This is a genomic window from Staphylococcus sp. 231237_7MaSpsaltlick (assembly GCF_043107035.1).
This window is the reverse complement of sequence record NZ_JBICNX010000008.1, coordinates 250,829-263,346: the sequence shown is the minus strand read 5'-3', so window position 1 is coordinate 263,346 and position 12,518 is coordinate 250,829. Positions and strand designations below refer to the sequence as shown.

Annotated in this window: 11 protein-coding genes; 10 read left to right on the top strand and 1 reads right to left on the bottom strand. The window is 32.9% G+C overall.

Annotation, left to right across the window (positions count from 1 at the left end; genetic code table 11):
• The first annotated feature begins 92 nt into the window (after positions 1-92).
• The 7 genes from ACF91D_RS17255 to ACF91D_RS17225 all read left to right on the top strand — a co-directional run bounded on the left by ACF91D_RS17255 (position 93) and on the right by ACF91D_RS17225 (position 9,380).
• The gene (locus tag ACF91D_RS17255) at positions 93-773 is read left to right on the top strand and encodes a GntR family transcriptional regulator (protein WP_107527168.1); all 681 of its coding nucleotides are present in this window, start codon (positions 93-95) and stop codon (positions 771-773) included.
• Positions 774-809: 36 nt separating this feature from the next.
• Entirely contained in the window at positions 810-2,351 is a 1,542-nt protein-coding gene (gene gntK, locus ACF91D_RS17250) for a gluconokinase (protein ID WP_107527169.1), read from the top strand.
• 214 nt (positions 2,352-2,565) lie between these two features.
• Positions 2,566-3,924, top strand: a complete 1,359-nt coding sequence (locus ACF91D_RS17245; protein WP_107527170.1) for a gluconate:H+ symporter — start codon at positions 2,566-2,568, stop codon at positions 3,922-3,924.
• Between the two features lie 99 nt (positions 3,925-4,023).
• Positions 4,024-5,238: a helix-turn-helix transcriptional regulator gene (locus ACF91D_RS17240; RefSeq protein ID WP_392437438.1), complete on the top strand. Its 1,215-nt coding sequence runs from the start codon at positions 4,024-4,026 to the stop codon at positions 5,236-5,238.
• Between the two features lie 501 nt (positions 5,239-5,739).
• A complete protein-coding gene (locus ACF91D_RS17235; RefSeq protein WP_107527782.1) occupies positions 5,740-7,143 on the top strand; it encodes a glycoside-pentoside-hexuronide (GPH):cation symporter in 1,404 nt (467 codons plus the stop codon).
• Between the two features lie 46 nt (positions 7,144-7,189).
• Positions 7,190-8,983, top strand: coding sequence for a beta-glucuronidase (uidA, locus tag ACF91D_RS17230; protein WP_107527781.1), 1,794 nt, complete (start codon positions 7,190-7,192; stop codon positions 8,981-8,983).
• Between the two features lie 205 nt (positions 8,984-9,188).
• Positions 9,189-9,380: a hypothetical protein gene (locus ACF91D_RS17225; RefSeq protein ID WP_107513162.1), complete on the top strand. Its 192-nt coding sequence runs from the start codon at positions 9,189-9,191 to the stop codon at positions 9,378-9,380.
• 234 nt (positions 9,381-9,614) lie between these two features.
• Here the strand turns inward: ACF91D_RS17225 and ACF91D_RS17220 are convergent, their stop codons facing one another.
• Positions 9,615-9,884, bottom strand: a complete 270-nt coding sequence (locus ACF91D_RS17220) for a DUF1413 domain-containing protein (protein ID WP_042740274.1) — start codon at positions 9,882-9,884, stop codon at positions 9,615-9,617.
• 166 nt (positions 9,885-10,050) lie between these two features.
• On the opposite strand from ACF91D_RS17220, the gene ACF91D_RS17215 reads away from it, so the two are divergent.
• The 3 genes from ACF91D_RS17215 to ACF91D_RS17205 all read left to right on the top strand — a co-directional run bounded on the left by ACF91D_RS17215 (position 10,051) and on the right by ACF91D_RS17205 (position 12,484).
• A complete protein-coding gene (locus ACF91D_RS17215; protein WP_107527780.1) occupies positions 10,051-10,755 on the top strand; it encodes an SDR family oxidoreductase in 705 nt (234 codons plus the stop codon).
• Positions 10,756-10,826: 71 nt separating this feature from the next.
• Positions 10,827-11,342 carry a GNAT family N-acetyltransferase gene (locus tag ACF91D_RS17210; protein ID WP_157946384.1) on the top strand — a complete coding sequence of 172 codons (516 nt, stop codon included), beginning with the start codon at positions 10,827-10,829 and terminating at the stop codon, positions 11,340-11,342.
• 236 nt (positions 11,343-11,578) lie between these two features.
• On the top strand, positions 11,579-12,484 hold the full coding sequence (locus ACF91D_RS17205) for an ABC transporter substrate-binding protein (RefSeq protein WP_082039249.1): 906 nt from the start codon (positions 11,579-11,581) through the stop codon (positions 12,482-12,484).
• Positions 12,485-12,518 lie beyond the last annotated feature (34 nt).

The window sequence follows — 12,518 nt, the reverse complement described above, 5'->3', positions numbered from 1 at the left end:
AATGATACTTTTGCAAACGCTTGCAATATTGATTGTTGTGTATTACCATACTTGTATACAAGTATATTAACCGAATTAAGAGGTGCGTTCATATGACTTATGAATATCCTGAAAGATGGTTAGAGGGTGTTTCTAAAGGTGAGGCTATCGCTGCTGAAATTAGATTAAGAATCGTTGCTGGCACAATTAAAACAGATACACTATTAACCGAAAATCAGATTGCCAAAGAATTTAATGTAAGTCGATCCCCAGTTCGAGATGCTTTTAAATTATTAAAGCAAGATCAATTAATCAATTTAGAGAGAATGGGTGCAGAAGTATTACCATTTGATGATAAAGAAAAGAAAGAACTTTATGACTTAAGAATTATGCTAGAGTCATTTGCATTTAGTCGTATCAAATCGCTAAATCATGATCTAATTGTTAAAGAATTACGAAAGCAATTAGAAATGATGAAAGTAGCAGTTCAATTTGAAGATGCAGAAGCATTTACTGAACATGATATGAAGTTTCATGAGGTGACGATATTAGCGTCTAAACATCAATATTTAAAGACATATTGGAATAATTTAAAGCCAGTGATGGAAGCATTAATCTTATTGTCAATGAGACGACGTATGGCAGAAGATCCGGAAGATTTCGAACGTATCCATAAGAACCATGAAGTTTTTGTAGAGGCCATAGCAAATCAAGATGCAATTAAGTTAAGAGAGGCCTTTCATTTGAATTTTGATGATGTAGGAGAAGACATCGATAGCTTTTGGCTGAGCTAATCAAATCTAGCTTAAAAGGAAATAGGAGGAAATATCATGAAATATATGATAGGTGTAGATATTGGAACAACAAGTACTAAATCAGTACTCTATGACGAAAAAGGTCAATTTATCATGAAACATAATATTGGATATCCATTACATACACCTAATGTAGATGTATCAGAAGAGAATCCAGATGAATTGTTTGATGCCGTGTTGATGACAATTAAATATGTAATGCGTGAAGCGAATATTGCGAAAGAAGATTTGAAGTTAATTTCCTTTAGTGCACAAATGCATAGTTTAATATCAATGGATGCGAGTAATCAAAGGTTAACTGAAAATCTGACTTGGGCTGATAATCGTGCAAGTAAATATGCAGATATCATAAAAAATGAACATAATGGTATTGAAATATACAAAAGAACAGGAACACCGATACATCCAATGTCTCCACTAGCAAAGATTTTTTGGATGAAACACGAACAACAAGAAATATTTAATCAAACAGCAATGTTTGCTGATATTAAGACGTATATCTTTTATCACTTATTTGAAAAATTTGTAATTGATCAATCGATGGCGTCTTCTACGGGAATGTTTAATCTTGAAACATTAAAATGGGATACAGAAGCATTATCATTACTAGGTATAACGGAAGAACAGTTACCTGAAATTGTTCCAACGACACATATACTTAAAGGTATGAAACATAGATATGCTGCGCTAATGGGTATTGATCCAGACACGCCAGTAATCGTTGGTGCGAGTGATGGTGTGTTATCAAATTTAGGAGTTAATGCTTACAAAAAAGGAGAAGTGGCAGTGACGATTGGTACGTCAGGCGCCATTCGAACGGTAATAGACAAGCCACGAACAGATTATAAAGGACGTATCTTCTGCTACGTATTAACTGAAGATCACTATGTCATTGGTGGACCAGTTAATAATGGTGGTGTCGTACTTCGATGGTTGCGTGATGAGATGTTAGCTAGTGAAGTTGAGACTGCTAAACGTTTGGGAGTGGATCCATATGATGTGCTAACTAAAATTGCGAGCCGTGTTAAACCAGGAGCAGAAGGTTTAATATTCCATCCCTATTTAGCTGGTGAACGTGCACCGCTTTGGAGTGCTGATGCACGTGGTTCATTCTTTGGTTTGACATTGTCGCATAAGAAAGAACATATGATTAGAGCTGCGTTAGAAGGCGTCTTATATAATCTTTATACTGTTTATTTAGCGCTCATTGAAGTTATGAATGAAACACCATCTACTATTAAAGCAACCGGTGGATTTGCCAAAAGTGAAGTTTGGCGTCAGATGATGGCAGATATATTTGATACGAATTTAATTGTACCTGAAAGTTATGAAAGTTCTTGTCTCGGTGCTTGTGTACTTGGGTTAAAAGCACTCGGTGAAATTGAAGACTTCTCAATTATTGAAGAAATGGTTGGTACGACTAATGCACATGCGCCAAATCAAGAAAATGTTAAGGTTTATCAACAATTAATTAGTATTTTTATAAATTTAAGCCGTTCACTGGAAGATAGATATACTGAAATTGCCAATTTCCAACGTGAACATATGACAGATTAAGAAGCGATGTATTAATGCAATAAGAAGGTAGTTAGAAAACGTTAAGATTTTATATGATAAATACATAAAATCAATCGTTTTCTCAACTATACCTTTAATAATAAATTGAATGATAGTAAGAAAAAATTTTACAAGAAAAAGAAAGCGTTATCAAATATAAAATGAATTACTTTAAATTGTATTTTGTGTTTGAATCCGGAAGGGGAGAACGATTATGTTTGAAATGATCTGGCCACTTATCACTGTGGTAATAGGGATAATAGTATTATTGGGATTAATTATATTTTTAAAATTGAATACATTTATTTCACTAATTATTACGTCAATTGTCACTGCAATATTACTAGGTATGCCTTTAGATAAAATAATTGAAACAATTGAAAATGGTATGGGCAGTACATTAGGTCACATTGCACTTATCTTTGGTTTAGGAGCAATTCTAGGTAAATTGCTAGCCGATGGTGGCGGTGCTACACGAATTGCCGATACATTGATTAATAAGTTTGGTCAAAAGCATGTGCAGTGGGCTATGCTCATCGCAGCCTTTATTGTTGGGATTGCACTATTCTTTGAAGTAGGATTAGTATTATTAATTCCATTAGTATTTACAATTGCTAAACGTGCGAACGTTTCACAATTGAAATTGGGACTACCAATGGTTGTGGCATTATCAGTTACGCATGGTTTCTTACCACCACATCCAGGTCCTGTTGTCATTGCTAAAGAATTAAAAGCAAATTTAGGGCATGTTCTGTTATATGGTATTATTATAGCCGTTCCTGTAACAATTATTGCTGGTCCAATTTTTAATAAAATAGCACAAAAAATCACACCGTCTGCATATAAACGTGAAGGTGATATTTCATCTCTAGGTGCACAAAAAGAATTTAAGGAATCAGAAATGCCTAGTTTTGGTATTAGTTTATTAACAGCTGTTTCTCCAGTTATATTAATGTTACTCTCTACAATTGTTCAATTAGTAACTGGACATGAAGAGGCAAAAAATGGCTTTGAATCTGTTGTCTACTTTATTGGTACAGCTGGAACTGCAATGTTAATTGCAGTATTGTTTGCAATTTTCACTATGGGTATTAAACAAGGTCGTAAGAATGCAGATATTATGGATTCAGTGTCCAATGCAATTTATCCAATCGGTATGATGATACTAATTATTGGTGGTGGCGGTACATTCAAACAAGTCTTAATTGATGGTGGTGTTGGTGATACCATTGCTAAGATGTTTGAAGGATCTGAAATGTCACCTATATTATTAGCATGGATTGTAGCGGCCGTATTACGTATTGCACTTGGTTCATCTACTGTTGCTGCAGTATCATCTACAGGTATTGTATTACCACTATTGCAAGCATCAGACGTTAATGTTTCTTTAGTAGTATTAGCTATTGGAGCAGGTAGTGTCATACTATCACATGTTAATGACGCTGGTTTCTGGATGTTCAAGGAATACTTTGGTTTAACTGTAAAAGAAACGTTCTTAACATGGTCATTATTAGAAACGATTATTTCTGTTTCAGGGTTAGTATTCATCTTATTACTTAGTCTATTTGTATAAAAATAATTTGTTATTTTATGACTTTATACAAAATATAAAAAATATATACCTCATTCTTATTTTTTCGCTATAATGAAATCATAGGAATGGGGTGTTTTTTTGAATGAAGAAACTTTAGATATATTACAAGCACATGCACAACAATTATTGGGAATTCAATTAGAAGCATTTGAGCAAGAGGATTTAAAAGGTGTAACAAATAAGATAAAAACGCCTTTTACCAATACAAAACGGAAGAGCTTTAAGCATGAATTAAAGATTTTTTTACAAAATATGAACAGTAATAAAATTTATCACTATTGTAATCGGTTAGGGATAAATTTTTTGCTCTTTAAATTTAAAAAGTATAAGCGGATTTATATTATTGGTCCATATATTGAGCATCGTCCAAATGAGCAGCAATGCTTCGATATTTTAGAACAGTTAAATATCGCAAGTTCGCATAATGGTATATTAAAGCAATATTTATTAAAAATACCGTTATGTCATCATGTTAAAGCCAAAAAGTTATGTCGATTAGCAATACAATTTTTGAAAAATAGAAATACTTTATATGAAATTGAGCAGATTGATTTTAAATTTCATATGAGTGAAGCGGGCATTGCAGAAACACGAGCACAAATGGATTATGCTGTGGAAGACTTAGAATATCGCTATAAGTTAGAAAACCAATTGCTGACTGCTGTAGAATATGGCAATGTTCACGAGGCATTAGCTATTTTAAAATATATTAATTTATCAGTAGTTGGATTACGAAGGACAGATGATACGATATCAAATGAGCAATATAAAGCATTTTTATTAAATACATTATGCAGAAAAGCCATTGAAAGGGCAGGCGTAAATCTTATAAAAATAGATGAATTATCAGCAAAGTATGCTAAACAAATACATCAGACGAGAGATATACATGAAATCAATGAACATATCCAATCATTGGTAATCGATTATGCAGAAGCCGCAATGAAAATCAAAGCCAATGAATACAGTCCGAAAATTAGTAAAGTTGTTCAATACATTGAAAGTAACTTGAATCAACAACTGACATTACAACTGTTAGCACAACAAGTCGATTTAGCTCCAAGTTATTTATCGCGTGTATTTAACCATGAACTACATAAATCAATTTCACAATTTATTCTAGAATTGAGATTGCAAAAAGGTCACGATTTAATACTTAGGACGAAAATGTCAATTTCAGAAATCGCTAAACATGTTGGCTTTAGCGAACAAAGTTATTTTACACAATGCTTTAAAAAATATTATGGTATTACACCACTGAGATTTCGAATGGAACAGAGAGGATGGAATTAACATCCTGATGTGATTTTACTATTTATGTTAAATTTTTTGTAAAAATATCAATGATTCAATAAAATATAGATATACAATGGGAGAATTGACAACATAACATGATTTTAGAATCATAGAGCCATTTAAAAAACGATTGAATATTTCTGTTATTGAAGATAGTGATAAGTATAGTAACCATCGAACTTAAGCATGTAAAAATAAATGGATTTACTATATTTAAATTTTTACAGAAAATAACAACGTTGTTATTTTTCGTTGAAGTCTTACAATGGAAAAAATATAATGAACTTAAGATCTCAAATATATAGTCTATGGGGATTTGATTAGATCATAAAATAGCTTATGTGAGAGATAAAAAAATTTAGGCATATAAGAAAACGCTTACAAATATATACCTAGATTAGATTGATGGCCACAATCGCTAACAAAAACAATCTATTAAACAAAATTTGCAGAAATGAAATGTACGGTATTTTGTTTATAGGGAAAGAGGTAATCATTATGGTTACAGCAAAATTGAAACCAACTAGTAGGAAATTAAAGAAATTTAAAGAAATTGAAGCACCAAGGTTAAAGTTTAAAGAGAAGTTATCCTATGGTTTTGGAGACTTAGGTAACGGAATGATGTTTGATATGGGACAAATCTATTTGCTCAAGTTTTTTACAGATATTCTTGGTATTTCTCCTTTCTATGGTGGTCTCGTATTCTTAGTTTCAAAAATATTTGATGCATTTGTTGATACTGGTGTTGGAACAATGGTCGATAATAGGCGTAATTTTGGTAAAAAAGGTAAATTCAAACCATTTATTTTATATGGCACGATACCTTTAGCTATATTGACCGTTATCACATTTATATCGCCTGATATTAGTTATACCGGTAAAGTTATATGGGCTTTTGCTACATATATGTTATTCAATATGGCGTATTCATTTGTTAATATCCCGTATGGTTCATTATCTGCATCTATGACAATTAATGCGGATGATCGTACACAATTATCTGTCTTTCGTAACTTAGGTTCACAAGGCGCAATGTTTATTTCAGGTATCGTAATCATTCCAATGGTTAATCTTTTTCCGAATCATGCCACAGGATATCCTATCGCAGTAGGAGTGTTAGCGATTTGTGGTGTTATATTCCATATTATTTGTTACAAAGGTGTTAAAGAGAGACATACTGTTGAAAGACCTAAGGAAAAAGGTCTAGGTCGTAAAGCTTTTAAAGACTTACTGAAAAATAGACCATTCTTGATTCTTGCTATATATACACTATTAACAATCATGGCTTTATTCCTCCAACAGTCATCTCAGCTATATTACTTCCAATATGTCCTCGGAGAACCTAATTTAGTCGGTATTGTAAGTACATTGAACTTCCTTGTTCTTGTTCCAGGCTTATTGATTACTACTTTCTTAAGTAAAAAAGTAGGTAAGAAGATGACGGCAATCATTGGTGTTTCAGGGTTTGTAATTTTACAATTTATTACCTTCACACTATTTGCCAATGAAGCAATTCCGTTTCTAGTGTTAAACACGATTGCACAATTATTCCTAGTTATACCGAATACAGTTACTTGGGCATTTATAGCGGATGTTGTTGAATATGGACAATGGAAGTCTGGTATGAGATCTGAAGGTATTATTTATTCTAGTTATAGCTTCACAAGAAAAGTATCACAGGCATTGGCTGGTTTCTTACCTGGATTATCGTTAATGCTCATTGGTTATGTGCCAAATGAAACTCAAACGGCTGGCACGTTATTAGGGCTAAAAGTATTATACTTTGTTGTTCCAGGTACGGCCTGTCTCATTGCCGTAATATTATTCTTCTTTGCATATCCATTGACTGATAAACGTCACAAGCAAATCGTTAAGGAGTTAGCACTTAGAGAAGAATTGTAATTGTAATATTGTAAATTGTTTTAATAAATGAAAGGAGCAACACGAAATGTTATATCCAGTAATAAATGAAAAACGTCAAATTATTGATTTAAATGGGATTTGGAACTTTAAATTAGAAGATGATGCGTCACCGGTTGATATCTCAAAACCACTCGACACGGAATTAGTGATGGCAGTACCAGGTTCATATAATGACCAAGGGGTAAATGCTAAAATAAGAAATCATGTAGGCAATGTCTGGTATGAGCGTACGATTGTTATTCCAGAAATGATGCAAGATGAGAGAATCGTCTTACGATTTGGTTCAGCAACACATCAAGCTACTGTATATATTGATGGTCAAGCAATTGTATCGCATAAAGGCGGATTCTTGCCATTTGAAGCTGAGTTAGATCATAGACTTTCAACAGGGAAACATAGATTATCAGTATGTGTAAATAATATTTTAGATGAAACAACCCTTCCAGTAGGAAAATATGAAGAAACGATTGATGAACATGGTAAAAAGATTAAAACGAACACACCAAACTTTGATTTCTTTAACTATGCAGGGTTACATAGACCTGTAAAACTTTATACGACACCGAAAACATATATTGAAGATATTGTCTTAGTTCCCGAAGTGTCAAAGGATACAGCACAAGTCCATTTTAATATTATGACGAGCAAAAGCGCTACAGATATTCGTATTAGATTATTAGATGAAGCAAACAATGTTGTCACAGAAACAACGGGACAAAAAGGAACAATAACGGTAGAACACCCTCATTTGTGGCAACCATTAAATGCGTATTTATATCAATTTGAAGTTTCATTATATGAAGATAATAAATTAATTGATACTTATACAGAACGTTTGGGTATTCGCTCTGTAAAAGTAGAGAATGGCCAATTCTTAATTAATGATCAACCATTTTATTTCAAAGGTTTCGGTAAGCATGAAGACACGTATTATCATGGACGCGGTATAAATGAAGTAGGTAATGTATTAGACTTAAACCTTTTAAAATGGATTGGCGCAAATTCATTCCGAACTTCACATTATCCGTATTCAGAGGAAATGATGCGTCTAGCGGATGAGCAAGGTATTGTCGTTATCGATGAGACAACGGGTGTAGGTGTTCACTTAAACTTTGATACATTATTAACTGGTATTGAACATCGTAAGACCTTTAAAGAAATAGGTACTAAAGAAGCGCATGAAGCAGTTATTAGAGAATTGATTGCTCGTGATAAGAATCATGCTTGTGTCGTGATGTGGTCTATTGCAAATGAACCAGCATCTACAGAAGAAGGTGCGAAAGCATATTTCGAACCACTAATTAACTTGGCAAGATCTTGTGATCCACAGCAACGTCCTGTAACGATTGTCACATTATTGACGGCACAACCGGATGTTTGCCAAGTACAAGATTTAGTCGATGTGTTATGTTTAAATCGTTATTATGGTTGGTATACGCAAACTGGAGATTTAGAAGCTGCTAAAAAAGCATTGAAGCAAGAACTTGATGGTTGGAGTGAAAAACAGCCGAATAAGCCAATTATGTTTACAGAGTATGGCGCAGACACACTAGCAGGCTTGCATTCAGTTAATGATGAATTATTTACAGAAGAATATCAAGTACGTTATTACGAAGCAAATCACGAAGTTATTGATCAATATCCTCAATTTATTGGTGAACAGACTTGGAATTTTGCAGATTTTGAAACTTCAAGTGGCATTATTAGAGTTCAAGGCAATAAGAAAGGCATATTTACACGTGAAAGAAGACCGAAAGCAGTGGCACATTACTTAAGAAAAAGATGGTGTAATATACCTGACTTTGGTTATAAAGGATAAGGATTTCTTGAGCGAAAAAACATTGTGAAATTGATAACATACCTGTCAAACAATATACCTATCAATTTCAATTAGAATTGAGTAAAAGTGATAATTATGTGAAAACAATCACAAAATACTTTAAATCTTTGTAAGCATGGCGTAGAATACTAAGTGTAGAGAAGAGATAAAAGCTTAACGAATGAAAAAATACGGAGTGATTAAGATGAGAAAAGTAATTGAAGAAGTTATTTTTTCAAATGAAAGCAGTTATGACATTTACACACATACTGGTGTAAATCAAGGTATCATTAATGACATTAAAGATGGATACAGAAGTATTGATTATATATCTTATATAGATGCTGAAAAGTTATACAAGTACGGCATGGAAAGGTCTCAATTAGTAAGTAGTTAATACCCTGTAGACATCTAAAGGAAAGTGTGCATGTTTGTAAGTGTCAGCTGTATGCCCACAGCACAAACGACAGTTGTAAATGATTTGCATATTTTTCTCCCTAGTATCACCTTTCATGATTTATTATACGCCCAAGAATAGTAGAAAAGCCTACATGAACTAAATATTTAGTTCATGTAGGCTTTTTGTTATATAACAGCAACAAATATATGAGTTAGGAAATTGACTGATGCGTTAAACATATGCCTTAAAGTTATGCTTGATTTCGTTGTATTCGTATACAGAATTATACATTCTCATGCGAATATGTTCTTCTGATGCATAAGGTATACGCAGTGTGTCATGCTTTGTTATAAAGTTTCTGAATGATTTTTCGGCGTGCATACGTGCTTTTAAAGTCATATTTAACCACTCATCTGTTTCAAATAAATCTTCAAATCTAAAGGAAAAACTGGTTCTGGCGCGTGCTGCTCGTAACGTTGCAAGTCGTTGTTCAAACTCCATATATCCATCCTCCTTTTTAAGAACATCAATAATTACCTCTATTATATACTTATTAGCAACTATATTCTAATAATGGAATGACACTAATTCGTTTATATAAAAAATATGAAATGATAAAATAGGCACAATAAGTAGGCGTTAATTATTAAATTTAGAAGGATGTGTAATTATGGAATTAACAAATAAAGTTGCTATCATTACAGGTGGGAGTAGTGGTATAGGCGCGAGTATAGCTAAATCCCTAGCAAAGCAAGGTGTCAAAGTTGTCTTAACAGGTCGAAATGAAGTTAACCTTAAACAGGTTGCAGACCAAGTTTCTGAGCTATCTGAAACAGATGTAGTTACAGAAATATTAGATGTTACCTCACAAGAAGCGGTTGAGTCGGTTGTATCAAAGGTAAAACAACAATTTGGTAGTGTTGATATATTAGTAAATAGTGCGGGTCAAATGTTATCATCAGCCATTACTGAAGGTAATGTAGCTGCATGGGATACCATGATTGATGTTAATGTCAAAGGTACATTATATGGAATAAATGCGGTTTTACCGACATTCTTAGAGCAATCAGAGGGTCATATTATTAACATTGCTTCAATTTCTGGTTTCGAAGTTACAAAGAAAAGTACGATGTATAGTGCAACGAAAGCAGCGGTCCATTCTATAACTCAAGGCTTAGAAAAAGAATTAGCTAAGACAGGAGTGAGAGTGACAAGTATTTCACCTGGAATGGTAGATACACCATTAAGTGGAGATACAGATTGGGGCGAACGTAAGAAGTTAGATCCTGAAGATATTGCATCTTCTGTTATATATGCATTGCAACAGCCAAGTCATGTCAATGTAAATGAAATTACTGTTAGACCAGTATAGAATTCATAAGAAGTCACTTTAGCAACATGATTAAATTTCTATCTATCTAAATAAAGGGGATATAAATAAACTTGAATATTGTACTAGAAACGAAGCGTTTGTTGCTGATTAGACCAACTGAAGATTATCTAACAGCGTTGTATCAATTGCATGCTGATCCTAGAACAAACGTATATAATCCGGCTGGTCCACATCGAGAGATAAGTGAAACAAAAGAAATGTTAAATGAATGGATAAAACATTGGTTAGCGTATGATTTTGGTTATTGTTTAATGATTGACAAGGAATCGAAAGCAATGATAGGTATGTGTGGTCTAAGATACAAACGGTTAGATGGTAATGTAGTGTTAAATTTGGCATATCGTTTAAGTCCAGAGTATGGGCGAAAAGGCTATACAAAAGAGGCCTGTCTTGCACTTATACAATATATTAAGAAAGTCCAACATATAGATAATAGGATTGTTGCACATACTAAAGCTGACAATATTCCTTCTATTCGAACAGCGAAATCTTTAGGTTTTTTGAGAGAAACACAGTATGATAACTTTGAAGCATCTGGTGACGTATATCTGTTCGAACCAAACTAAAATTGGTTATTTTGGTGTTTAAATATAAATTTTAGAATAAAGCCAACTCAAATTTTGCCTGTCTTGAGTTGGCTATCTTTATGTTTTAAATTATTTAAGATACTGTGTCTTACTCGGTTGATTGGATATATATTTATTCTTTATTTTTAATTTATCAAAATATTATCAATTACATATTGCAAATGATAATCATTATCTATTATTATTAATGTTAATAGATAAGGGAGGGTAATATATTGAAAAAATTAATTAGTGTTATGTTGTGCTTTATATTATTATTAGCAGCTTGTGGAAAGTCGGAAGAAAGTAAAAGTACTAAAGGAGATACAGACAGTAAGGAATATGTTACATCAGATGGTAGTAAAGTAAAGATACCGAAACATCCGAAACGTGTGTTAGATTTGACTGCGAATTACGGTAATTTTAAAAAACTAGGTGTCACACCAATTGCTATTACTAATGTTTTTCCGAATTCTAAATATTTGAAAATGGATAAAGTAAAGAAAATTAATCCAGAAGATGTAGAAGCAGCAGCAAAATTGAAGCCGGATTTAATTATTACGTATAAAGAAAATAAAAATAATAAAAAATTAGCTAAAATTGCACCTACAGTTCCAATTAAGGTCCAAAATATGGATTATAAAGAGACACATGTTGAATTAGGGAAATTAGTCAATAAAGAGAAATTGGCGCAACAGCAGGCAAATACATTATCGAAGAAATTAGCAAAAGATGGTAAGGAAATTAAAAAGAAAATTGGGAAGGATAAAACATTTTCAATAATGGATGTACAAGCGAAAGATATTTACCAATTTGGTCCAAGATTTGGAAGAGGTAGTGAAGCTATTTATGAGGGATTCAAACTAGCAGAAGATTCCGATGCTAAAGCAGCTATGCCGAAAGAAAAATATATGAAAGTACCTAAAGAAAAATTTAACGACTATGCCGGTGATTACTTACTCATTCCAACTGCAAATGGCAAGAAGCCTAATAATGAGTTTGTAAAATCATCTATTTGGAAAAATAACAAAGCAGTCCAAAATAATCAGGTAATATACTACACCATGGATGAAGCAATTTATGCAGATATTATTTCAGTAGAACAACAAGCGAAAAACTTTAAACAACAGTTATTAAAATAATAAAGAAACCGCCATTATCAAACATCAGCAATAA

Excerpts from the sequence above, each read along its gene's own strand:
- ACF91D_RS17255 (WP_107527168.1), top strand. The coding sequence starts at position 93 with ATGACTTATGAATATCCTGAAAGATGGTTAGAGGGTGTTTCTAAAGGT.
- ACF91D_RS17235 (WP_107527782.1), top strand. The coding sequence starts at position 5,740 with ATGGTTACAGCAAAATTGAAACCAACTAGTAGGAAATTAAAGAAATTT.
- ACF91D_RS17220 (WP_042740274.1), bottom strand. The coding sequence starts at position 9,884 with ATGGAGTTTGAACAACGACTTGCAACGTTACGAGCAGCACGCGCCAGA.
- gntK (WP_107527169.1), top strand. The coding sequence starts at position 810 with ATGAAATATATGATAGGTGTAGATATTGGAACAACAAGTACTAAATCA.
- ACF91D_RS17245 (WP_107527170.1), top strand. The coding sequence starts at position 2,566 with ATGTTTGAAATGATCTGGCCACTTATCACTGTGGTAATAGGGATAATA.
- uidA (WP_107527781.1), top strand. The coding sequence starts at position 7,190 with ATGTTATATCCAGTAATAAATGAAAAACGTCAAATTATTGATTTAAAT.
- ACF91D_RS17225 (WP_107513162.1), top strand. The coding sequence starts at position 9,189 with ATGAGAAAAGTAATTGAAGAAGTTATTTTTTCAAATGAAAGCAGTTAT.